Here is a 22582-nt window from a genome sequence, read left to right as displayed (position 1 = left end):
ATTGGATCGCCGGGAATATCCTGCTCGGTGGTCGTGACCATTTTGCCGAAGTCAGCACGTCCAGCATCGCGAAAGATCCAAATCTCGGGAGCGACGAAATAGGCAACAAGCAGATACGTGATCAGCAAGGCAATCAACCCCTTCACCGCCATGCGGATTTTCGTGCGACGGCGCATCGGCATCTAGCCCCTCTCAATAACCACGAAGAAACACACGCGGACGTCGAGGCGAGAATGTCCCCACGGAGGAGTGCGCCATCGAGCAACGCTATTGTAACATTCCAATTGGTGTTGTGATGGAAGAATCTGTTGCGGAGGATGCGCCATCCCTTTTTCGATCTGGATGCCCGTGACATCAGGCACTCAATGCCCCTTCTGCCCTGTCCGGAGATTGGCAGCAGAGCGCATTCCCAGCCGCAGCTGGTTCGAGTATCGTCATGCTTTGTCAGCTCCTGACACACATTTGGAGGCACTGCGTCGGCATGGTCTCGCACGCGCTGTGTAGTGGCCAGAAAGGAGGGTTGATTGCGTCTCATTGCGAAAATTCTCGTCGCGATCGCTGTATCGTTCGTCATCGCACTTGTGACAGCTTGGGCGGTGCTTGCCCTGTGGTATCGACTGCCGCTGTCGGAGCTCGCGAGAGGTGCGGCGGGCGGCTTCCTCGTTCTGCTTGGTCTCGCGACAATCGTCGCGCTGTTCACCCGGATGCGTATCCCGGCGGTTGCCGTTTTTCTCGCGGTCTTTGGGGCAATACTGATCTGGTGGAACACAATAAGGCCGCCGGAACATGCCAATTGGGCGAGAGAAGTCGCGCAGCAGGTAAGCGGCACGCGCAATGGCGATCTGCTGACGCTCTCGAATGTGCGTGACTTTGAATGGCGCAGCAAGACTGATTTCACCGAACGTTGGGCAACGCGCACCTACGACCTCACCAAGCTCCAGACAGTCGACCTCTTCATGTCTTACTGGGGAAACCCGAACATTGCCCATGTCATGCTGAGCTTCGGCTTCGAGGGCGGCGACTATATCGCCTGGTCGATCGAGGTGCGGCGGCGCATAGGCGGCGAGTTCTCGCCGGTTGCTGATCTGTTCAAGAGCGATCCTTTGGTGATCATCGCATCCGATGAGCGCGACGTGGTTGGTGTCAGATCGAACTTTCGCCAGCTCAAGCAGATCGTCAACGAAAGGTCACAGTGCGCTATCTGGACAACAAGCCGCGGCGTAGTCCGGCGTCACCGTTGGATAGCGAATTGTTTAAGGCGGCAGAGGTGCTTTCGCAGAGCATGTGGCCGGGCGTCCCTGTTATTCCAGCCATGGGTGCCGATGCGACCGATAGCAGCTTCCTGCTTAATGCAGGTATTCCGATGTACGGCGTGTCAGGTTTGTTTGTTGAGGCCGCCGACTACCGTACCCATGGCCTAAACGAGCGCATTAAGATCCAGCGCCTATATGATGGACGTGAGTTCCTTTACCGGCTGGTCAAGCAGGTGTCACAGTAAATAGCGATCTACGAATTGAGGCATTAAGGAATCGCGCCCGGAGCACCATGCTACCGTCTGTGGCGTGTTCTCGTCAGCGTTGCCGGCATTCGACCGAGGCCAAGAATGTCGAGCTTCGCATTCCGAAGCTGCGTAAGGGCAGCTACTTTCCAAGCTTTCTGGAACCGCGCCGAATGGCGGAGAAGGCTCTGACGGATGTTATTCAGGAGGCACATATCCAGGGAATTGAACTCGGCGCGCATTCCATAATCGAGTTCCATGCTGCAGGAAACGTACGAACCAGAAAACCCAAATCGATCCAATCTAAAGAATACCATTTCTGTCGTGATTAAAAATTGCGGCCTAGGCTTTCAGCTAAACTGGATCGAGATGAACCATGAGCAAACCTACTGGCCAACTGAAACTCGGCGCATTCCTGTATCCAACGGGGCATCATATTGCGGCATGGCGCCATCCGCAGGCTCAAGCAGACGCAGGATCGAATTTTGCTCATTACGCTGAGCTGGCGCGTATTGCCGAAGCAGCTAAATTCGATCTGATCTTCATGGCCGACGGCGTTGGTACGCGTGGCACCGATACGGAGGCGCTCAGTCGCACTGCGATCCGTTACGTGGCGCAGTTTGAACCGCTGACGCTGCTTTCAGCCTTGGCTGCCGTGACGGAACGGGTGGGGTTCGTTGCCACGGCTTCCACAACCTATAACGAACCTTACCACATCGCTCGCAAGTTCGCTTCGCTCGACCATATCAGTGGCGGCCGCGCCGGATGGAATCTCGTGACGTCGGCCAGCGAGGACGAGGCGCATAATTTCAACCGCGACCATCATGTCGCCCACGCGGAACGCTACGACCGGGCTGAGGAATTCGCCGACGTCGTTCGCGGACTTTGGGACACGTGGGAAGATGATGCGTTCCTCCGCGACAAGGCGAGCGGCATCTACTATGATCCATCCAAGCAGCATTTGCTCAATCACCGCGGCACACATTTCAAGGTTCGCGGTCCACTGAATGTTGCGCGCTCGCCGCAAGGGCACCCGGTAATCGTACAGGCCGGCTCATCGGAGCCGGGCAAGGATCTCGCAGCGCGTACCGCCGAAGTCATTTTCACCGCGCACCAGAATATCGAGGATGCGCGTGCCTTCTACCGCGACGTGAAGGGCAGGCTTGCCCGCTTTGGGCGTTCGCCGGAGGATCTGAAGATCATGCCCGGCATTTTTCCGGTGATTGGCAAGACTGAATCCGAAGCAAAAGAAAAATTCGAGCAGATCCAGGAGTTGATCCACCCGGCGGTTGGTCTGTCGCTGCTCAACGGTATGGCAGGAGATGTCGATCTTTCAAAATATCCCCTGGACGGCCCCTTGCCGGAAGTCACTGAGACCAATGGGAGCAAGAGCCGCCAGAAGCTGATGGTCGATCTTGCCAGCCGGGAGAACCTCACCATCCGTCAGCTTTATCTTCGTGTCGCCGGTGCGCGCGGCCATTGGCAGATCGTCGGCACATCTGAACAGATCGTCGACCAGATGGAAGAGTGGTTTACCACGGGCGCGGCTGACGGGTTCAATGTCATGCCGCCGCATCTGCCAGCCGGTCTTACCGATTTCGTCGAATATGTCGTACCAGAACTACGCCGCCGTGGCTTGTTCCGCACCGAGTATGAGGGCCGAACCCTTCGCAGTCACCTTGGTCTTCGCGAGCCGCAGCATCCGGCGCGATCTGCTGTTGCCGCAGAATAATCCTGTAATCTAAGCAAGAAAGGCGGCACCATGGCCAGCAGAGCCCATTTGAGGATCAGCAATGTGAGCCGGCGCTTCCGCGTCAATGGCGGCGACCTAACGGCACTCGACCAGGTGAGCCTTGACGTTCGGGCCGGCGAGTTCGTTACCATCGTCGGCGCGAGCGGATGCGGCAAGTCGACATTGCTGCGTCTTGGCGCCGGGCTCGATGTTGAGCATGATGGCACTATTGAACACGATGGCAAGCCTGTCACGGGTCCGAACCTCGATCGCGGAATCGTCTTCCAGGAGCCGCGACTTTTTCCGTGGCTGACCGTGGAACGCAATGTGGCGCTCGGCCTCGAGAATGCGGTTTTCTCCAAGGCGGAAAAACGCGATCTCGTGGCCAAGCAGATCGCTCTTGTCGGTCTGGCAGGATTCGAGAAAGCCTATCCGCATCAGCTTTCCGGTGGCATGGCGCAGCGCGCCGGGATCGCAAGGGGTCTGGTCAACCGTCCCGATGTGCTCTTTCTCGACGAGCCATTCGGCGCGCTCGATGCCATCACCAAGGCCCGCCTTCAGGGCGAGCTGCAGGACATCTGGGCCAGAGAACAGATCACCATGGTGCTTGTTACACATGATGTGGACGAAGCGGTCTACCTCGGTGACCGCGTCGTGGTAATGTCGCCGCGTCCTGGCCGGATCAGGCAAATCGTGCCCGTCGATCTCCCGCACCCTCGCGCACGCACCTCGTCGCGACTGGCAAGCATCCGCAATCACGTCCTCGATATTCTTAACTCAACGACTAGCGACGATCTGCCCAAGATGGCGGCGAAGCAGCCAACATCCCAAAAGCGTCCGGTCGCCAAGCCGGGACCAGTCCAAGCTGCACTACACAACAAGTCGGCAGAGCGACCACTCTTTTCAACGACGGAGATTTGACATGAGCCTATCCACCTTCACAAGACGTGCGGCTTTGGCGGCATTGGCACTGACTTTTCTTGCGTCGCCGACTTTGGCCGAAGAGCGACTGAAGATCAATATCGGCTATGCCGCCATCGGGCTGGATAACCGTCCCTACGCGGAAGGAACGTCGGCTGCCACAGCAAGAGCAGGCGAGTATCTCGAGAAAGAATTCGGCAATGATCCAAACATCAAGATCGAGTGGTTCTTTTTCAAGGGAGCCGGTCCAGCAGTCAACGAGGCGTTTGCCAACAACCAGCTCGACTTTGCCTATCAGGGCGATCTTCCGTCTTTGATTGGCCGCGCCAATGGTCTGAAAACAAAGTATCTGCTGGCGAGCGGCGCGCGCAAACCGCTCTATCTCGCTGTTGCCAAGGACGCGGACATCAAGGCCGTCGCGGAGCTCAAGGGCAAGAAAGTTGCCTATCAGCGTGGCACCAACGGCCATCTGGCTGCGATCAAGATCCTGGAGGCCAACGGCCTGACCGAGAAGGATATCCAGGTTATCAACCTCGACAGTGCTGGCACTGTCGCCGCACTGACCAGTCAGGACATTGATGCCGCCTTCGGTGACACGACCTTGATCAATCTCGCCTCGAAGGGCAATGCCAAGGTGATTTATACGACCAAGGGCGATGATCCCCGTTTCGGGCGCAACGCGGGCATCATCGGACGAGAGGACTTCATCAATCAACATCCTGAGATTACCCAGCGTATTGTCGACGCCTTCGTCAGGGCAGCACAGTGGTCTTCGGATGAGCCGAACCGTGCGACGCTTTTCGAACTCTGGCACAAGTCCGGCACCCCGGTTCCCATCCTGGAAGACTATTTCAGCAATGACAAACTGGCCTATCGCAATTCACCGCTCATCGATGATCTGCTTGTGTCGCAATATGAGGAGCAGGGCGTCAAGGCCAAGGAATTCGGTTTGATCCGGCGCGACGTCAGTGTTGAAGGCTGGTTCGAGCCCAAATACCTTAAAGCTTCGCTGGAAAAGCTCGGATTGCAGAATTTCTGGCAGGCCTACGGCGCAAACGGCAAGCCGCTTGGATCGTAATCGGCACATTGAGACAGTCATAGGCTGCCCGTTATGAGCATCATATCCCAAGATGTATCTCTTGCCCCGGCACCCAACGAGGTGCCTGTAGCAAGGCGAGCGAGGACGTCGATAAACCGTCGTGGGTTCCGTCGGTTCGCGATCGCATTGGTTCTGCCATTTGGCTTGCTCCTCGCCTGGTGGATCGCGTCGAACCAGGGCTGGTTGCCGGAACAGATTCTTCCATCACCGGCTTATGTCTATTCCACGGCACTGGAGATGATTGCCTCGGGTGAAATCTTCTACCATGCCGGTGTCAGCTTGCGTCGCGTGGTTGTCGGATTTCTGTTCGGCGCTCTGGCCGGGCTGAAACTTGGCATGGCAATGGGTTTGTCGCGCCGGGTGGATGATTATGTGCGGCCACTGTTTTTGGCGTTCGCTCAGATTCCGACGCTTGGCTGGATACCACTCTTGATGCTGATCTTCGGGATTGGTGAAACTCTCAAGATCATTGTCATCGCAAAGGGTGCGCTGGTCCCCATGACAATAAATACTGCGGCGGGCATCCGTGGGGTTCCCGAGAGTTTCGTTGAAGTTGGCCATGCCCTTCGTTTCAGTCGTCTGCAAACCTTGCGGCTAATCGTTCTTCCAGGCGCGGCTCCCTCCATTTTCACCGGCATCCGCTACGGCCTGACCCATTCATGGACGGCCCTTGTTGGTGTTGAGCTGCTCGCCTCCTCCGAAGGGCTCGGCTATCTGCTGGTCTGGGGCCGACAGATGTTCTGGCTCGATGTGGTGATCGTTGCGATGATCGCTGTTGGTGTCATCGGCTTTTTGATGGACAAAGGCCTCGACGTATCCGAAGTCTATGTGCAGCGCTGGAATGATAGGGAGGGCGAATGATGTCTGTCCCGGCCAGCTTTCGAACCAGACGTTTGGTCAGGATCCGCCGGGGATTGACGCTGCCGGTCGTCCTGCTCGTTTTGTGGGAGGTATCGAGCCGCGGCGGTCTTGTTGATGCCCGGTTCCTGCCGTCACTGGAAGAGGTCTATTTCACCGCCAAACGCGAGCTGATCGACAACAATCTCATCGGCGAGCTGGGTTTCAGCCTGTTCCGCAACGTGGTCGGCTTTTTTATCGGCTCAGGTCTCGGCATTCTCTTTGCGACATTGCTCGCACTCTCGCGCACTGCCGACGCCTTGATCACGCCGACCTTCAACGGGCTGAAGCAGATATCGTTGTTGGCCTGGATCCCACTGATCTCGATCTGGTTCGGCTTTGGCGAACAGGCGAAGATTGTTTTTGTTGCAATTGCAGCGTTCATTCCAGTTGTGCTCAACACATATGAAGGCATGCGCAATGCCCCCCGCGATCTGATCGAAGTCGGGCATGCGCTGCAGTTCACGCGAGTGCAGCGGATTGCCCGCATTCTCGTGCCCTCGGCCTTGCCTTCGATTGCAACCGGCGTGCATCTCGGGCTGATCTATTCTTGGCTTGCAACGGTGGGCGCAGAATATTTCCTCGCAGTGGGACCTGGCGTCGGTGGTCTGATTATCGCCGGCCGGGAGCGGTTCGACATGGCGCTGGTTATGGTTGGCGTCCTCATCCTTGGTGTCGTCGGCTTTATTCTCAACCGGCTCGCCGCTACGGTTGAATCCTATCTCCTGCGCTGGCGCGCCACCACACACTGAACACCTCGGATTCAACCGAAAACGGATTGTCAGCAAATGTCCATTATTGCCCAAGAAGCCACGAATAGGTCGGGGAAATTCGATACAAACCGGATCATAACGTTGTTGCGACAACGCTATGGCGCACCAGAGAGTCTGTCCGGGTCCCTACCAGCGTCGGATGTCCTCGAAACACTACTTTCGCACAGAAGCGTGCGATCTTATTTACCGCGATCGGTTCCAACAGAAGCACTGCAGCTTGCTATTTCGGCCGCGCAGTCCGCGTCGAGTTCTTCCAACCTGCAGGCTTGGAGCGTAGTGGCGATTGAGGATAAAGATCGCAAGGCACGTATCAATGTCGTGGCTGGAAATCAAAAGCAGATCGATCAAGCCCCTTTGCTCCTCGTTTGGTTGGCCGACCTCTCCCGGTTACGGGGAATAGCTGCAGATCAAGACTCAACGTCAGTCGGATTGGATTACCTTGAGAGTTTCGTTCTTGGCGTTATCGATGCGGCGCTCGCTGCGCAAAATGCTGTCACAGCCTTTGAATCGCTTGGTCTGGGAACCTGTTACATCGGTGCATTGCGAAACAATCCGATAGCTATTGCGAACGAGCTGGCACTTCCAAACGAGGTATTTCCGGTATTTGGTCTGACGGTGGGCTATCCAGATCCGGCGATCCGGACCGATATCAAACCGCGACTGCCCAGAACAAAAGTCTTGCACAGCGAACGATACCAGATCGAATCTACATCTTCGGGTTTCAGCAGCTATGACGAAACATTAAGGGCGTTTCAGAAAATACAACTGATGCCGGCGATCGATTGGACCGAACAGGTATGCCGCCGGATTGGGACGAAGGAGGCTCTGAAAAATCGTCACGAATTAGCCGACGCAATCAAGGCCCTTGGTTTCAAGCTCAAGTGAGACCCTCTTTGCCGTGCCGGCGCCAAGCAAAAAGCGTCGGCGCCGTATGCCCTGAACAATGGGAATATGCGATCATGAGATTCTCCTTTTGTGCTTCGGAAATCGCATAAGGTCTCTTCGGGAACCGCACCCTCAAGACGGATGTTAGGTCTGTTTCGGGCCATCAGCGGAAGTTGCAGTTATCAACTTCCGCTAATGGCGCTACCATCCGAGACGGGCGGATATTTTGGCGGCTGCATCCTTGAGCAGCAGTGTGTAGCGGTTAACATCGCTCTGTTGCGTGCGAAACGCGGGCGCCGCAACGTTGATGGCGGCTATCACGGAACCATCGAACGCCAGGACGGGGACCGAAACAGATACGAGTTGTTCGCTGACTTCGCCATAGCTCACGCAAACACCGTTTTTGCGGACATTTTCAAGTTCTTGAAGAAGTTTCGCATGGTTTGTAATGGTGTTGTTTGTGAAGCGCGGGAGCGTCGCTGGTATCATCTGCATTCGAACTTGTGGCTGCAGAAAAGCTAGCAGCACTTTGTAAGAACCTGCGAACAAGGGACGGCGGCGGCCGATCATGGCTTGAACGCGTAAATCACGCATCGGCTCGAACTTGGCAATGCAGAGCGACTCGCCGTTGTCGATGATACGCAATTGTGCGGTTTCATTCGTTTTTTGGCCGAGCTCTTCCAGGATAGGGTTTGCTATCCGCACCAAGTCGACTTGTGTTGAGGCAGCGGTCCCCAGAACGATTGCCGTATTGCCTAGGCGATACGTGCCCGTCTTACTCTTTCGGACGAGTCCACGCTGTTCCAGTGTGCGTAACATCCGCAGAATTCTTGGCTTCGTCTCCTCGATATTCCTTGAAATATCCGACAGGCGGATATCGGGGTGTTTGGCGACATGCAGAAGGACGTCGATGGCAACATCAACAGATTGAATTATATCGCTAGTTTTCTCTTTTGCGACGTCGTGCACACCAAAACCTCCGGTCCCAATATCGGCCAATTTGATAGTGTATTTTGATGTTACGTCAAGCGTAACGTGTCAGATTTATGTTTGACACATCGCGTCAAATAGCCCTACCAATCCAAGTAACAGGGAAACAAATTTGCCCGAAAGTGGGCAGCTGACCGGACAAAATTTAAATGGGAGCTATGGAATGAGCACGAATATCCTCAAGCGGGCAGCTCTTTTGCTGTTTGCATCGATCGTAATGCCTACCGTTACGTTGGCGCAGGAAACGCCGCTGGTTATCGGCATGTCGACGACACCGACCACGCTTGACCCCCATGAAGACAGTTCTGCTGTTCAGAGCGCGACCTCTCGGCACATCTGGGACAGCCTGATCAATCTGACGGCGACGTCTGGAAGTGCCCCGGAGCTTGCGACCGAGTGGACCACGATCGATCCCACACATTGGGAATTCAAGCTGCGACAGGGTGTCAAATTCCATGATGGTAGTGATTTCGACGCAGACGACGTCGTTGCATCGTTGTTCCGGGCCCGCGATAAGCCAAGCCAGGGCTTTGCATCCTACACACGCAACATCGCTAACGTTACGGCGAAGGATCCCCATACCGTTGTGATCGAGACCAAAGTACCCGATCCACTCCTGTTGAATTCGATCAGCCGTATCCGAATCATCAGCGCCGACTGTAAGGACGCCCCGGTACAAGAGTTCGACAGCGGCAAATGCGCTGTCGGAACTGGCGCATATTCTTTCGTTTCGTATTCGCCCGGCAGCAACCTGACACTCAAACGCAATGACAGCTATTTTCCTGGTGCGTCGCACTGGTCCGATGTCACTTTGCGCTTTCTGCCTGACGACGGCGCTCGTCTCGCGTCACTACTTTCGAACGAGATTGACATCATTGAAGCTCTGCCAGCCGATGGTATGTCGCGTGTCCAATCCAGTAGCAGCCTGCAGGTCATTAGCGGGCAGTCGTCCCGTCTTGTGTACATCGGTCTGGATGTGGGACGTGATGTATCACCATTCGTCAAAGCTGCAGACGGATCAGACTTGGACAAAAATCCCCTAAAGGATTTAAAGGTTCGGCGGGCGATGCTCATGTCAATAAACCGACCCGCAATCGTTGATCGTGTGATGCAGAAAAACGGCACCGTAGCGGATCAATTCGTTGCCAAGGGCTATGCAGGACACTCGGACCAGGTCGAGAATGTTGGTTATGATCCCAAGGCAGCAAAGGAACTTCTTGCGGAAGCGGGCTATCCGGAAGGCTTTAGTTTGACGCTACACGGGCCGTCCGGACGATATGTGAAAGATGCAGAAGTGCTTCAGGCCGTCGGGCAGATGTTCACGCGTATCGGCATCAAGTCCAGGGTTGAGGTTATGCCCTGGTCTATGTATTCGGAGGAATATTCCAAAGGGACCTACAGCACCTACCTTGGCTCGTGGGGTGTCAATACAGGCGAGACAACCAACCCTGCAGTCGCTCTCGTAGCAACGCGTGACGAAGCGAAGGGAACAGGCCGCTATAATGGTGGAGGGGTCTCTGATCCGAAGATCGATGAAGCATTGGCGAAGGCAAGCTCTACGCTGGATGAGGCACAACGGGTGCCACTTCTGCAGGAACTCTCAACACAAACGTTCAACAATCTGTGGCTTCTCCCAATGCACTACGAAAATGTTGTCTTAGGCGCAAAGAAGACGGTCACCTACACCCCACGCGGTGACAAGTACACGCTTGCATACGAGGTTAAGCCCGCAAATTAAAACGTCCGCGATAAATGGGGCTGCTTGCCGCAGCTCCAATGACTTCCCAGGAGACCTTCATGCAGGAACTCGGTACGGGCGAAGCCGTCGCTCGGGCACAGGCCGTCTATGACTATGGCCAGACAGCAATTTTCGCGTCCAGCGTCGATCCACGGCTACATATGGTCCTCTATGTTCCGCCGATTGCGGCAGATGGTCGAAAGCTGGATCTTGTCGTCGCGGTCCACGGAACGGGCAGGACATCTGCTATCGATTTTAGAGACGGCTTTGCAGAATTCGGGTTCTACAACGACTGTGCAATCCTGTGTCCAATTTTTCCCGTCAACGTGCTCGGCGATGGTGCGCGATCAGGCTATAAATTCCTTGAGGAAGGCGACATCCGTTACGACAAGGTCGTTTTGGCTATGGTCGAGGAGATGGCACAGAAATACCGCCAAGACTGGTCGCGTTTCGCTATGTTCGGCTTTTCGGGTGGAGGGCATTTCACTCATCGTTTTGCCATCCTTCATCCCGAGAAGCTCTGGGCAGCATCCGTTGGAGCACCAGGCTCGGTGACTCTGCTCGACCCCACACGCGATTGGTGGGTAGGTATTCGCGATCTCGACGCGCGCTTCGGCAAGGCCTTCCGGGCCGATGAACTTGCGAATGTTCCAGTTCATATGGTTGTAGGCGATGCCGATCTCGAAACGTGGGAAATCACCCATAAATCCGGTTCCAAATATTACATGGACGGCGCAAACGACGCTGGTGAGAACCGCCCGGCGCGCCTTGAGGCACTTGCGAAATCGTTTCGTGATGCAGGTGTCAAAGTCACCTTCGACCGTGTTCCTGGCATCTCCCACGACAGAATGAAGGTGCTTGGTCATGTCAAAGATTTTCTTGCCAAAGTACTTCAGGAGCGTCGTTCGAAATGAGAAATGCAACGATCGTCGCACCGCAGCCTGAAGCTGTTGAAGCAGGTGCTGAGGTGCTGGAACGGGGTGGCAATGCTATCGACGCGGCGCTTGCCTGTGCGTTTGTCCAAGGTGTCGTCGACCCACAGATGGCCGGCATCGGCGGATTTGGCTCGATGCATGTTTACTTGCCTGGGAAGGGCATCCACGAAGTACTTGAGTTCTACGCTCGTGCGCCCCTGAAAGCCACGCCCGACATGTGGGTCGACAAAATCAGACATCAAAGCCGAGACGGTTTCGGATATGTACTTGAAGACAATATTTCCGACATCGGCTACCAGGCTGTTTGCACGCCGGGCTCCTTGAAGGGCTTCGAAACCGCGCTGCGTGACTACGGAACCTTTGACTGGGCAGACGTGATTGCGCCGGCGATCCGCTATGCACGTGATGGATTTATGGTGCGTAGCCACATGCATTGGTACTGGACAAAGGACCAGTCGAATGATGGCTTTGCAAATACCTTCGACAAGCTTCGGTTCTCAAGAACAGGCAGAGACGTCTATTTCCACCGGGACGGCTCAATCCGAAACGTTGGCGATATCCTGATCAACAAGGATATGGCGAATACGCTCGAGCGTATTGCCAGGAGCGGTGGAACCGACATTTTTTATCATGGCGAACTTGCCGAACAGATCGCAGCGGACTTTCAAGAGAATGGTGGCCTGATCGACCGCGATGATCTTGCAAAATACGAACTGTCCAAGATTAAGCCGATCTGGGGTGAGTACCGCGGAAATCGCATTGCGACATCTCCGCCTCCCGGATCTGGATTTCCAATGTTGGAACTACTCCATATCATGGATCAGTTCGACGTCGGCGCGATGCAACACGGCGGCACCGAACATGTTCGAACTCTTTTCGAAGCGATGAAGCGCATGACGATCGACAAGGACGCTCACATGGGTGATCCTGCCTATGTCGAAGTACCTTTTGAGCGTCTCCTTACCAAGGAAAATGCTGCAAAGCATGCTGCATCGATCAGGGCCGGAGAGATAGCGAATGTTTCGCGTCTCGATAAGTCGCAGAGAGATACCACCCACGTCTCGGTGATTGATAAGCGCGGTAATGCCGTCGCGATGACGCATACGTTGGGGAGCCCCTCAGGCGCGATCACGGATGGCTTGGGTTTTATGTACAATGGAACAATGAGCCGATTTAACCCGGTTCCCGGCAAACCCGGGTCAATCGCACCAGGAAAGCGCCGCCCCAGCTCAGCTGCCCCAACAATTGTATTCAAGGGCGACGAACCTTCCATCGTCATCGGTGCACCGGGCGGAAGCTACATCGCGCCTGCTGTAGCGCAATGTCTGATGAATATGATCGATTTCGACATGTCGGTCCTTGAAGCGGTTGCAGCACCACGAATCGTCGGTGTCTCAAACAAGATCGACATCTGCAATCGCATCAAGCGATCCGTAGAGCATGAGCTTTCTCAACAAGGATATGAAGTCGCACGGTCGGCGCAGACATACGCATTTGCAGCCGTCCACGCTATCAAGATTGAAGAAGGTGTCTCTACGGGTGCGGCAGATCCGCAGCGTGATGGTATGGCGATCACCGTGAACTAAGGAGCAGGTACATGGTTACGTCCATTATCAGGCGGTTATTCCAGGCGCTCTTCGTTGTTCTTGCAATGACGGTCATCGTCTTTATCGGGGTCAGCGTGATTGGCAATCCGGTTGACATCCTGATCAACCCGGATGCGAACCAGGTGGAGAGGGCGCGCGTCATCGCGCATTATGGTCTCGATGAGCCTTTGTGGAAGCAGTACTTTATATTCCTGCGGGGACTGGCACAGGGCGATTTCGGAGACAGCTTCGTCTACGGCAGACCTGCCTTGGGTCTTATTCTCGAGCGATTGCCCGCTACGCTCGAACTCGCCATCGCTGCTCTGGGCATTGCGATCGTCGTCGGGCTGCCACTTGGCCTCTACGCGGGCCTTTATCCCAGCCGCATTTCGTCGCGCACTATCATGACGGGATCGATTCTGGGATTTTCTCTTCCGACATTTTGGGTCGGACTGATGCTTATCATGATATTTTCGGTCGAGCTGGGGTGGTTGCCTACGAATGGCCGGGGGCCAACCCTGGAGTTTTTGGGAGGGCAATGGTCATTCCTGACGAGCGACGGACTAAGACACCTTCTTCTGCCAGCGTTAAACCTGGCCCTCTTCAAGACATCCCTCATCTTGCGCCTCACGCGTGCTGGCGTGCAGGAGGTGCTTCCTCAGGACTATATAAAGTTCGCACGCGCCAAGGGCTTACGGGAGCGGCGGGTCATCGCGGTTCACGTCCTGAAGAACCTGATGATCCCGGTTGTAACAATCGTCGGCCTGGAATTTGGATCGCTGATTGCATTTTCGGTGGTCACGGAAAGCATCTTCGCCTGGCCCGGCATGGGCAAGCTGATCATCGACTCGATAAATCTTCTCGATCGACCTGTCATCGTGGCTTACCTGATGATTATGGTGCTGCTCTTCGTCGTGCTGAACTTCGTTATCGACATTTGTTATACCATTCTGGACCCGCGTGTCCGGCTCGACTCGAAGGCATAGTCCAATGACCGTTTCGAACGCAGACAACGAAACTATCGTAAAATCCGAGCCGGGGAGCTCTTCAAGAGTGTTCAAGGATTTCTTCAGCTCCCCAGGAGCGGCCATCGGGTTTGCAGTTCTAATAATCATTTGCGGTTTGGCGATCCTCGCTCCATGGATCTCCCCACAAAATCCCTATGACCTGATGCAGCTCGACATCATGGACGGCCGTCTTGCTCCCGGTTCCGAGTCCATGAACGGCCTTGTCTACCATTTGGGAACCGATAGTCAGGGGCGCGATATTCTTTCGGGTATCCTTTATGGTCTCCGTACCTCGCTGACAGTTGGCGTGGTATCGGCAATAGCGGCGGCATTGATTGGCACAAGTGCTGGGCTCTTTGCTGCATACACGGGGGGACGAATCGAAACCGGCGTGATGCGGCTGGTTGATCTCCAGCTGTCCTTTCCGACGATTCTTATGGCACTGATGATGCTGGCGGTGCTCGGCAAGGGCGTCACGAATGTGGTTATCGCTCTGATCATTGCCGAATGGGCGACATATGCTCGAACTGTTCGCGCCACGGCACTGGTTGAGCGAGAGAAGGAGTACATCGAGGCTGCAAGAATGCTTCGTTTGCCGGGCTGGCGCATTCTTTTCCGACACCTTTTGCCAAATTGCCTGGCGCCGGTAATCGTCATTGCGACGATGCAGGTCGCCCGCGCCATTGGACTTGAAGCTACCTTGTCTTTCCTCGGTCTTGGGGCATCTGTCACCGAGCCGTCGCTAGGGATGTTGATATCGACCGGCTACCAGTATCTCCTTACAGGTCTTTACTGGATCAGTTTCTTTCCAGGCGTCGCCCTCCTGATCACTATTGTGGCGATCAATCTCGTTGGCGACAGAGTTCGCGACGTGCTCAACCCGAGGAACGCGTCATGACGACACCTTTGTTGAGCGTGAGTAATCTCGTCACGGAGTTCGGTGGCGAAAAAGGCGCCTCCGGTTTGAAGGCCGTCAATGACGTGTCTTTCAAAGTTGAGCGAGGGCGAGTTCTTGGGCTTGTCGGAGAGTCGGGTTCGGGAAAATCGGTGACGGGTTTCTCGGTCATGCGATTGCTGGAAAGGCCAGGACGTATTGCGAGCGGACAGATTATCTTCGACGGTGTCGATCTGGCCAGACTTTCCAACGAAGAGATGCGACAAATTCGCGGCAAGCGGATAGCCATGGTGTTCCAGGATCCGATGATGACGCTCAATCCGGTACTGACCATCGAGACGCAAATGGTGGAGGCGGTGCGTGCGCATGATCAGGTTTCCAAAACCATTGCGCGTCAACGTGCCAGAGATGCACTAGGGCTGGTCGGAATTCCAAGTCCGGAAGAACGACTGTCTTCTTACCCGCATCAATTTTCGGGCGGAATGCGGCAGCGGGTGGTGATTGCAATTGCGCTTTTGCACAAACCTGAATTGATCATCGCTGATGAACCGACAACCGCACTGGACGTCACGATCCAGAGCCAGATCATTTCCGAGTTCCAAAAACTGACGGAAGAATCCGATACAGCCGTCATTTGGATTACACACGATCTGGCAATTGTTTCGCGTCTGGCTGACGACATCGCAGTAATGTATGCAGGACGTCTTGTCGAAAGCGGCCCCGTTTCCAGTGTTCTCACGGATCCGAAACACCCTTACACAGCGGGATTGATTGCGTCAGTTCCGTCGCGGAACAGGCGCGGCGTTCCGCTACGTCAGATACCGGGAATGACACCTGCGATCACGATGCTTCCTAAAGGATGCAGCTTTCGGACGCGATGCGATCGGGCGACCGACGAGTGCTTGGTCGTACCCCCGCTCTTTCCTCAGCAAGAACGATTCGTCCGCTGTTTTCACCCAGTAATGAAAGCGATGACTTAATGACGGCAGCATTTACCCCGTTGATCGAAGCCAGAAATGTCTCGCAGCAGTTCGGGGAAAAACCAGATATTGCTGCCAAGATTGCCCTGAAGCTCAAGCTCGCAAGACCTGCGTCGATCGTGCACGCTTTAGATGGTGTCGATCTGACGATCCAAAAAGGCGAGGTGGTTGGTCTCGTCGGGGAAAGCGGTTGCGGAAAGTCGACGCTCGGCCGCGTAATCGCAGGCATTACTTCGCCAAGCGAAGGCAGCATTCTGTGGGAAGGTGAAGACCGCGCTACCATGCCCACTGAAAAGCGACATCGCCTCGGTCTCATCACCCAAATGATTTTTCAGAACCCGATGGCGGCACTCAACCCGCGTATGACAGTTGATGAACTGATTTGGGAAGCACCAAGCACGCACGGATTTGCCAGGCGTTCAGAGCGTCGCGACTACGTTGACAAATATCTGCGGCTGGCAGGGTTCGATCCGGCCATGAAGACACGTTACCCTCACCAGTTTTCCGGTGGTCAACGCCAACGGGTCAACATTGCGCGCGCTCTGGCAGTTCAACCGAAATTCTTGGTCTGTGATGAGAGTGTGGCTGCGCTGGACGTTTCAATCCAGGCACAAGTCCTCAATCTCTTCATGGAACTGCGCGACAAGCTCGATCTCACCTATCTTTTCGTCAGCCACGATCTCGGTGTCGTCGAACACATTTCGGATCGCGTAGCTATCATGTACCTCGGTCGAATTGTGGAAGAAGCACCAGTCGAAGAAATCTTCAAACGGCCTAATCATCCTTACACTCAGGCTTTATTAGCAGAGGTCCCGCGCATTGAGTCTGGCAAAAGACGGTTTCAGGTGGTGAAAGGAGAGCTCCCTAGCCCTCTTAACCCGCCAACAGGCTGTCATTTTCATCCTCGCTGTCCATTCGCCATGGATAGATGCCGTATCGATGCACCTGTAAAGCGAGAAATCGCGCCAGGCCATATGTCCGCATGCCACTTGAATGGCGAACGCCTGTGACAGACCCGGGTGTGTCCGCTCCTGTATCAAGCGTGCTCCTAAAATGAGTTGTAGAACGACGTATTTGCTACTGAGCGCGATTGCAGAGTTTTCGGCACCAAAGGGCCGGCGAAAAATCGTCTATTATCGGCCTTTTTCAAAGGAACGTGTGTGGACGCCCCGCCGGATGCAAGCAAAATCTTACGGGTGGCGATGAACAAAGTGGTCGGGGTGCTGACGTGTGTCCGGCCTCGTGTTGCGGCCATCAACGCCGCGGGCCCATATGGGAGTGCGCGGATCAGGTCCAACACGTTTACTCGCACGCGAAGTGCACGTTCCTTTGCTTGGTTTCCTGACCCCGTCTCATTGACCGTTTGTCCATATCCTCCATTCGACCTGCCTCCATCCGCAATGGCAGTCAGAATAACCTTTCTGCCAGAGCTGATCTCATGCGGCTGCTACCTCGTAGCGACCACCTTTTGTCATCAGCGCCCACGCAATGCGCGCCATTCGATTGGCAAGTGCCACGAAGACAACCATGCACCCGGCAGCGTCGTCGCAACATCAGAATGCTTGACATCCCACATGCGATTAGACAACCCCATCGTCTATTGATGACTTCCGAAGTTGTACAAGGCCACTAAAGGGTGATGTCGAGCAAGCCGTCCTAGTGTAGTTGTCGGTCACGCACACCTTTTGGAACGGAACAATGGCCTCAGTGGACCTTCAGCAGTCGACTTAATAGCGCGTCCGGTTCGAAATCCAGTATCGAGGCCAGTTCGAGAAATTCGACAACGTCGACGCGTCTTTGTCCACTTTCAAGTCTTGCAACGAACGATTGGTACTCACCCAAACGGGAGGCGAGTTCAACCTGGGTTAGGCCGGCAGTTACCCGCTTCTCTATCAAGAGCGCTATCAAGGCTTTGTGTCTCGCCGTTCCCAGGGTCTTTACCACGATCCATTCCCCATTTTCAGATGGGGTCTTCAATTATATCTGAAAATAAGTTATCTTAAATTCAGATATTCGTTTTGATTAGAGCTCTGGAAGTCGCCTTTCGATGGAACTACGTCAGCTTCACAAACCTTCATTCGCGCGGGCAGCGTTGAAAGTTTGATATTGCCTGGCCGGCACTGATCATGCGGATCCAGTCCTTGGACGCGAGCTCGGTGTTCAACTGATGGTTTGCACCAAGGCGTGTGGAACTGCAAAGGGAGGCCACATATTGGGACCGGTGCGTGCGGATCCTGAGCAGTGGCTTGAAAGAGCGGCAACCGGCGTCAAATTCAGTGAGCGCGGCTGTACAAGGTGCTGACGATGCCGAGTGCGGCCGGACCATAAACCAGGTTTACGAGGAGCTCGGATCATGGCTGATTCTGAGAAAAGCAGAACGTTGCCGCCAGTCACCCGGAGAGGTTTGCTTTCGGGGACCAAGGTGTGGCTGACCGCACGAACAGTGTCGCTGACAGCCGATACGGCAGTCCTTGCCCTTTGGCGAGAGCGGTTTATCACCTGTGGAAAGATCGAGGAGCTTTTCCGGGTGCGCAAGCGGGCTGAAGCCTGCCTGGTCGCGGCTGCCGATTCTCCTCTCGTCGAGGTGCCTGAGCCGGGCGGCAAGCGAGCGGTCACAGCATTCGCGGCAAGCGATGTCGATTCCCTTCTTGGCAGGGGCGCTGGGACCGCCGCCGCGCCGACACAGGCAAAACCCGCCCGTCGTGCCTGCAAGCAGGTATGGATGGCGATGGACAAACCGCGGCGCTTTATCGCCGACATCGCCGCGAAGCCTGATGCCGCTTTCTTCACCGATGCTTCAGGGCAGCATCGTACAAACGACAGAAAACTGGAGATGGCCATGGCGAGCCGATCATGAATCCCGATCGCAATGGACACGTTCGACCCTCTTGCGCTGCGTAAGCTTCTCGCCCGCAATATGCGGATCCGCCGGGCAGAGCTTGCTATCTCGCAGGAAGAGGTTGCCCTGCGCACCGGACTGACCCAGGCCTATCTCAGCGGCATCGAACGGGAGAAGCGCAACATTTCCCTCGACACCATTCAAAAAATAGCCTTTGCCCTTGAAACAACGGGATCGGCGCTGCTCAACATGCGTTAGCGGCCCGAACGTCAAACAAAACGCCACCTCGCCAATGAGGCGGGTCGGTCTTTCGCCTGAGCACACCACCGGCCGCTCCAGGTCGGGCGCTTCGGCATCAAGGTCACGAACATCCTCCATGGCGCGACATATTCTGCCTCGACCCAATCGGATGAGCGGGTCCTTTGCCTTTGGCGAAACCGGATAGCGGTACACAGAAAGGTTGAGCGGCTTTTGCGAAATTATCCAGTCAATTTCGGAAGGTAACTCTATTCGGCGGCGAATGCCGGTGGCGGCGGAAATTCGGATCCCGTCAAGGCGTGCAAGCGTCGTTGCGAATATCCTGCAAACCCCGCCAATTACTGCGTCCGCTGCCATACAGAATCAACAGTCTCTGTGTGCAACGCTTATTGGATGGGCGAAATGATATCGATGATCAAGTCCGCCAACGGTTGCTCGGTGCCGTCGAAGCTTTGGATCATAGCGTCTAGAACACGTTCCCTTACAAGTTCCTCGTCACCGAACGGCAACCCGGCATTATGGGGGTCAACAGCGACAAGAACGTCAGCTGAGTCCGGCCGTTGCCTTCGGAACGGGTGGATTGCGTTGATTTCCGCAAGAATGTGAGCTGCATTTGAGGCAAATTCCAGCGGCAGCATATCCGTAAGGAAGTTCAGCCGTTCAAGAAGAGCAAAAGACAGCTTTCATCTGTTGGTCGATGTATTCGGGATAGCAGAACCAGTTGCCGCCCTTGCCAATACGAATTGTTCGCACCTGACCGGCCCATTCTTAGACATCCTGAAACAGATGGTGGTGGAGCGCCATATAGTGCGGGTAATCGAGCCGGCCGTATGGAAACTCTTCGTCCGCACGAATTAGGAACAGTGCTAGCTCTGCTTCGTCTAAATCTTCCTGATTCTCAAAACCAAGTTTGTTGCGGAGGATTGTTGTGCCCGGGTAGCAGAGCGGGTCGGATTCGGCGGTGTAGACCACTATTTGCGCTTGGTTTTTGCCAGCTGCTCTTTGACCAAAGTACGACGCTCGTCACCAGTCTTACCTCGGGACTCAGCTAACGCCGTTGCCATCCGTGGCGTCAGTTTCATACCTTCGACGGCACTGATTTTTTCACCGCGCGTACTGGTAAGCGTCCAACCGCTCTTGATCGTCCCACGGGGCATATGATGAAGACTGTGATTTTTCATGGAGCGAGTCTACTACAGCCCGCGGAACCTGGGCAATAGGAACTTCAAGGCGCCTTTGCTCGAGAAGGAAGCCGCGCTGGCTCGCTTAGAGACATTGTAGACTTTGAGGAACCAATCAGAATCGGTGAAAATCTGCTCTTATCGGCATTTTCAAACGAATGTTTATTCACGACTGCTGATTTTGCACCAAACGCAGTTTCAAAGATGGAATCGGGCAAGGTGCATCTAGGTCCGCCTGCTGCGAGCTACTTTCAACCATTCACGATTGCTTGCCTATTTGGGGCGCCGACAGGGCGGCCATAACGCCGCGCAGTTCGGCGAGACCGCGCAGTCGTCCGATCGTGGGATAACCGGGGTGCGCCTGTTTGTGAATATCGTCAAGCAGCTTTCGCCCGTGGTCCGGACGGAAGGGGATACGCCAGTTTTGCTCGCCGGCAATTCTGCGGCGCAACTGCTCGTTAAGCAGAATCTGCACTACAGCGACAATGTCGACGTCGCCGTCTAGATGGTCGGCTTCCATGAAGGAACCGTCCTCATCCTTGGTGACATTTCGAAGATGAGCAAAATGGACGTGATGTGCGAAGCGTTTTGCCACAGCAGGTAGATCGTTGCCCGCTCCGGCGCCGAGTGAGCCGGTACAAAGAGTCAGACCGTTCGATACGGACGGGACGGCTTTGACGATGAAGTCTAGATCGTCGGCGTTACCAACCACGCGCGGCAGTCCAAACAGCGGGCGAGGCGGGTCATCGGGGTGGATCGCCATCGTAATCCCGCACTCCTCGGCGACGGGGATAATCTCTTTTAGAAACGACACCAGCATGGAGCGCACGTGGGCTTTTGTAACGCCGTGGTACCGGCGAAGGATCTCGCGCAGTCCGGGGATGTCGTAACGGTCGAAGGCTCCAGGTAGGCCCGCCATTATGGTGTCGAGCAGGCGCTTGCGGTTGGCGTCGTTCGCGGCGTCGCGCCAAGCGCGGGCTCGTTGGATCACCTCTTCCGAATATTCAGTTTCCGCGCCTTCTCGCTCCAGCATGTAGCAATCAAATGCGGCGTATTCGTGCATATTGAACCGAAGCGCTGTCGCTCCGCCGGGCAATGGCTCGTCGAGTTGGGTGCGCGCCCAGTCGAGCACCGGCATGAAGTTATAGCAGACCGTATGGATCCCGCAGGCGGCAAGGTTCCTGAGCGTCTGCCGGTAATTTTCATAGAGGCGAGGCAGATTCGGACCGCCGAGCTTGATTTCCTCCGAAACAGGTACACTCTCTACCACACGCCAGTAGAGCCCCAGTGAACTGTCTGCAGCAATTTCGGCCTTGCGTTTCTCGATCTCCTCAATGCTCCATACGTCGCCGTAGGGAATATGATGAAGTGCCGTTACGATACCACGTGCCCCGGTCTGCCGCACATCGGCGAGTGTTGTGCTGTCCTGCGGCCCGAACCAGCGCCAGGTTTCTTCCATCATGACATTCCTCCAGTCTGCCCATGTGGGCGGGCGACTTGCGGTGTATATCCACCTCCCAGCAACCGCATGCCGCGGCGTGCGACGTCGTCGCCGTTCTGAAACAGATCCCGCCAGATCGCCACACCGGCAGCAACGTCGGGACCGGCTATGCTTGACGAAAACGCTTCAAAACCGATGACGCCCTTGTAGTTTGCCGCTCGCAGCCGAGTTAGCATGGCCGGGAAATCGAGCGAACCTTCGTCCGGCAGTCCCCTGTGGTTCTGGTCAAGCTCGAAATAGGCAAGATGTGGCAGCGCCGCCTCCAGAGCCGCCTGGAAGTCCGCCTCCTCGATGTTCATGTGGAACGTGTCGAGATGCAGCTTAAGATTGTCCGAGCCGACACGCGCGAGAAAGGCAAGGGCATCGGCGACGGAGTTGATGAGATTGGACTCGTAGCGGTTGACGATTTCGATGGCGAGCCGAACACCCATGGCCTTCGCCTCATTGGCGACGAAGGCCAGGCACTCTGCCGCCGCGTCCAGGCTGCCGGCGGGAGCCGGGCCAGCGGCCTTGCCCAGTAAACCGTTGAGGACGCCGCCCATGTGTTTAGCGCCCATGTCCCGCGCCAGCCGCAATGACATGTGATGCCGGTCCATGCCGCGTTGCCGAACAACCGGATCCAAGCTCGACACGTCTGCGTCGGGCAACTGGTTTGCCGAGGTCACCGGCGTCATGCCGTTGCACTCAAACAGGCGAGCGATGCGGTCCGGCTCGATGACGGCGTGGTCGCGCATCGGCACGACCATGTGATCGAAGCCAAACTCCGCCGCCCTCGGCACGATCCGTTCGCCGCCGGCGGTCGACCAGGCAGGCAACCAGCAGTATGCATGGATGCTAACCGGGTTCATGCGATGCGCCGACATCAGG

General features: G+C 55.6%; 20 protein-coding genes and 3 pseudogenes. 18 read left to right on the top strand and 5 right to left on the bottom strand.

What is annotated here, in order from left to right; all coding sequences use genetic code 11:
- Positions 1-176 (bottom strand): annotated as a pseudogene (locus CU102_RS20060) (LssY C-terminal domain-containing protein); the annotation flags it as partial.
- Between the two features lie 348 nt (positions 177-524).
- Here CU102_RS20060 and CU102_RS20055 point away from each other — a divergent pair.
- The 9 genes and pseudogenes from CU102_RS20055 to CU102_RS20015 all read left to right on the top strand — a co-directional run.
- Positions 525-1160, top strand: a pseudogene (locus tag CU102_RS20055) (lipoprotein N-acyltransferase Lnb domain-containing protein); the annotation flags it as partial.
- Positions 1161-1192: 32 nt separating this feature from the next.
- On the top strand, positions 1193-1498 hold the full coding sequence (locus tag CU102_RS31150) for a M20/M25/M40 family metallo-hydrolase (protein WP_245520355.1): 306 nt from the start codon (positions 1193-1195) through the stop codon (positions 1496-1498).
- Positions 1499-1590: 92 nt separating this feature from the next.
- Positions 1591-1725, top strand: a pseudogene (locus CU102_RS20045) (transposase); the annotation flags it as partial.
- Positions 1726-1874: 149 nt separating this feature from the next.
- Complete coding sequence (locus CU102_RS20040) at positions 1875-3230, top strand: LLM class flavin-dependent oxidoreductase (protein WP_106712855.1); 1356 nt, start codon at positions 1875-1877, stop codon at positions 3228-3230.
- Positions 3231-3260: 30 nt separating this feature from the next.
- Positions 3261-4151 (top strand): ABC transporter ATP-binding protein, encoded by an 891-nt coding sequence (locus tag CU102_RS20035; protein WP_106712854.1) that lies wholly within the window; start codon positions 3261-3263, stop codon positions 4149-4151.
- A gap of 1 nt (position 4152) precedes the next feature.
- Positions 4153-5229 (top strand): ABC transporter substrate-binding protein, encoded by a 1077-nt coding sequence (locus CU102_RS20030; protein WP_106712853.1) that lies wholly within the window; start codon positions 4153-4155, stop codon positions 5227-5229.
- A gap of 33 nt (positions 5230-5262) precedes the next feature.
- The gene (locus CU102_RS20025; RefSeq protein WP_106712852.1) at positions 5263-6111 is read left to right on the top strand and encodes an ABC transporter permease; all 849 of its coding nucleotides are present in this window, start codon (positions 5263-5265) and stop codon (positions 6109-6111) included.
- A complete protein-coding gene (locus CU102_RS20020) occupies positions 6108-6899 on the top strand; it encodes an ABC transporter permease (RefSeq protein ID WP_425351575.1) in 792 nt (263 codons plus the stop codon). Before CU102_RS20025 ends, CU102_RS20020 begins: the two co-directional genes overlap by 4 nt.
- 36 nt (positions 6900-6935) lie before the next feature.
- Positions 6936-7805, top strand: a complete 870-nt coding sequence (locus tag CU102_RS20015; protein WP_106712851.1) for an NADPH-dependent oxidoreductase — start codon at positions 6936-6938, stop codon at positions 7803-7805.
- A 201-nt stretch (positions 7806-8006) separates the two neighbouring features.
- Here CU102_RS20015 and CU102_RS20010 read toward each other — a convergent pair whose 3' ends face one another.
- Positions 8007-8774 (bottom strand): IclR family transcriptional regulator, encoded by a 768-nt coding sequence (locus CU102_RS20010; protein WP_106712875.1) that lies wholly within the window; start codon positions 8772-8774, stop codon positions 8007-8009.
- Between the two features lie 184 nt (positions 8775-8958).
- On the opposite strand from CU102_RS20010, the gene CU102_RS20005 reads away from it, so the two are divergent.
- Genes CU102_RS20005 through CU102_RS19975 form a run of 7 tightly spaced genes read left to right on the top strand, consistent with a single transcriptional unit; the run spans position 8959 to position 16946 of the window.
- Positions 8959-10533 (top strand): ABC transporter substrate-binding protein, encoded by a 1575-nt coding sequence (locus tag CU102_RS20005; RefSeq protein WP_106712850.1) that lies wholly within the window; start codon positions 8959-8961, stop codon positions 10531-10533.
- A gap of 59 nt (positions 10534-10592) precedes the next feature.
- Positions 10593-11447: an alpha/beta hydrolase gene (locus tag CU102_RS20000; protein WP_106712874.1), complete on the top strand. Its 855-nt coding sequence runs from the start codon at positions 10593-10595 to the stop codon at positions 11445-11447.
- Positions 11444-13054 carry a gamma-glutamyltransferase gene (gene ggt / locus CU102_RS19995; protein WP_106712849.1) on the top strand — a complete coding sequence of 537 codons (1611 nt, stop codon included), beginning with the start codon at positions 11444-11446 and terminating at the stop codon, positions 13052-13054. Before CU102_RS20000 ends, ggt begins: the two co-directional genes overlap by 4 nt.
- 11 nt (positions 13055-13065) lie before the next feature.
- Entirely contained in the window at positions 13066-14040 is a 975-nt protein-coding gene (locus CU102_RS19990; protein ID WP_106712848.1) for an ABC transporter permease, read from the top strand.
- Positions 14041-14044: 4 nt separating this feature from the next.
- The gene (locus CU102_RS19985; RefSeq protein WP_245425430.1) at positions 14045-14959 is read left to right on the top strand and encodes an ABC transporter permease; all 915 of its coding nucleotides are present in this window, start codon (positions 14045-14047) and stop codon (positions 14957-14959) included.
- The gene (locus CU102_RS19980) at positions 14956-15936 is read left to right on the top strand and encodes an ABC transporter ATP-binding protein (protein WP_106712847.1); all 981 of its coding nucleotides are present in this window, start codon (positions 14956-14958) and stop codon (positions 15934-15936) included. Before CU102_RS19985 ends, CU102_RS19980 begins: the two co-directional genes overlap by 4 nt.
- Entirely contained in the window at positions 15936-16946 is a 1011-nt protein-coding gene (locus CU102_RS19975; RefSeq protein WP_106712846.1) for an ABC transporter ATP-binding protein, read from the top strand. Before CU102_RS19980 ends, CU102_RS19975 begins: the two co-directional genes overlap by 1 nt.
- A gap of 694 nt (positions 16947-17640) precedes the next feature.
- On the opposite strand, the gene CU102_RS19970 is transcribed toward CU102_RS19975, so the two are convergent.
- A complete protein-coding gene (locus CU102_RS19970) occupies positions 17641-17880 on the bottom strand; it encodes a helix-turn-helix domain-containing protein (protein WP_106712845.1) in 240 nt (79 codons plus the stop codon).
- Between the two features lie 409 nt (positions 17881-18289).
- Between CU102_RS19970 and CU102_RS19965 the strand changes: the two genes are divergently transcribed.
- Both CU102_RS19965 and CU102_RS19960 read left to right on the top strand, forming a co-directional pair.
- Complete coding sequence (locus tag CU102_RS19965) at positions 18290-18793, top strand: hypothetical protein (protein WP_146146479.1); 504 nt, start codon at positions 18290-18292, stop codon at positions 18791-18793.
- Between the two features lie 12 nt (positions 18794-18805).
- A complete protein-coding gene (locus tag CU102_RS19960; protein WP_106712798.1) occupies positions 18806-19033 on the top strand; it encodes a helix-turn-helix domain-containing protein in 228 nt (75 codons plus the stop codon).
- 1440 nt (positions 19034-20473) lie between these two features.
- Here CU102_RS19960 and uxuA read toward each other — a convergent pair.
- Both uxuA and CU102_RS19940 read right to left on the bottom strand, forming a co-directional pair.
- Positions 20474-21673 (bottom strand): mannonate dehydratase, encoded by a 1200-nt coding sequence (uxuA, locus tag CU102_RS19945; RefSeq protein ID WP_106712843.1) that lies wholly within the window; start codon positions 21671-21673, stop codon positions 20474-20476.
- Positions 21673-22563, bottom strand: coding sequence for a sugar phosphate isomerase/epimerase family protein (locus tag CU102_RS19940; protein ID WP_106712871.1), 891 nt, complete (start codon positions 22561-22563; stop codon positions 21673-21675). The genes uxuA and CU102_RS19940 overlap by 1 nt, the downstream gene beginning before the upstream one ends.
- Positions 22564-22582 lie beyond the last annotated feature (19 nt).

This window comes from Phyllobacterium brassicacearum (assembly GCF_003010955.1).
Lineage (GTDB): Bacteria > Pseudomonadota > Alphaproteobacteria > Rhizobiales > Rhizobiaceae > Phyllobacterium > Phyllobacterium brassicacearum.
This window is presented reverse-complemented; position numbering and strand designations above follow the sequence as displayed.

Bases quoted from the DNA above. Each gene is read 5' to 3' on its own strand.
- CU102_RS20040 (WP_106712855.1), top strand. From the start codon at position 1,875: ATGAGCAAACCTACTGGCCAACTGAAACTCGGCGCATTCCTGTATCCA.
- CU102_RS20035 (WP_106712854.1), top strand. From the start codon at position 3,261: ATGGCCAGCAGAGCCCATTTGAGGATCAGCAATGTGAGCCGGCGCTTC.
- CU102_RS20030 (WP_106712853.1), top strand. From the start codon at position 4,153: ATGAGCCTATCCACCTTCACAAGACGTGCGGCTTTGGCGGCATTGGCA.
- CU102_RS20025 (WP_106712852.1), top strand. From the start codon at position 5,263: ATGAGCATCATATCCCAAGATGTATCTCTTGCCCCGGCACCCAACGAG.
- CU102_RS20020 (WP_425351575.1), top strand. From the start codon at position 6,108: ATGATGTCTGTCCCGGCCAGCTTTCGAACCAGACGTTTGGTCAGGATC.
- CU102_RS20015 (WP_106712851.1), top strand. From the start codon at position 6,936: ATGTCCATTATTGCCCAAGAAGCCACGAATAGGTCGGGGAAATTCGAT.
- CU102_RS20005 (WP_106712850.1), top strand. From the start codon at position 8,959: ATGAGCACGAATATCCTCAAGCGGGCAGCTCTTTTGCTGTTTGCATCG.
- CU102_RS20000 (WP_106712874.1), top strand. From the start codon at position 10,593: ATGCAGGAACTCGGTACGGGCGAAGCCGTCGCTCGGGCACAGGCCGTC.
- ggt (WP_106712849.1), top strand. From the start codon at position 11,444: ATGAGAAATGCAACGATCGTCGCACCGCAGCCTGAAGCTGTTGAAGCA.
- CU102_RS19990 (WP_106712848.1), top strand. From the start codon at position 13,066: ATGGTTACGTCCATTATCAGGCGGTTATTCCAGGCGCTCTTCGTTGTT.
- CU102_RS19985 (WP_245425430.1), top strand. From the start codon at position 14,045: ATGACCGTTTCGAACGCAGACAACGAAACTATCGTAAAATCCGAGCCG.
- CU102_RS19980 (WP_106712847.1), top strand. From the start codon at position 14,956: ATGACGACACCTTTGTTGAGCGTGAGTAATCTCGTCACGGAGTTCGGT.
- CU102_RS19975 (WP_106712846.1), top strand. From the start codon at position 15,936: ATGACGGCAGCATTTACCCCGTTGATCGAAGCCAGAAATGTCTCGCAG.
- CU102_RS19965 (WP_146146479.1), top strand. From the start codon at position 18,290: ATGGCTGATTCTGAGAAAAGCAGAACGTTGCCGCCAGTCACCCGGAGA.
- CU102_RS19960 (WP_106712798.1), top strand. From the start codon at position 18,806: ATGGACACGTTCGACCCTCTTGCGCTGCGTAAGCTTCTCGCCCGCAAT.
- uxuA (WP_106712843.1), bottom strand. From the start codon at position 21,673: ATGGAAGAAACCTGGCGCTGGTTCGGGCCGCAGGACAGCACAACACTC.
- CU102_RS19940 (WP_106712871.1), bottom strand. From the start codon at position 22,563: ATGAACCCGGTTAGCATCCATGCATACTGCTGGTTGCCTGCCTGGTCG.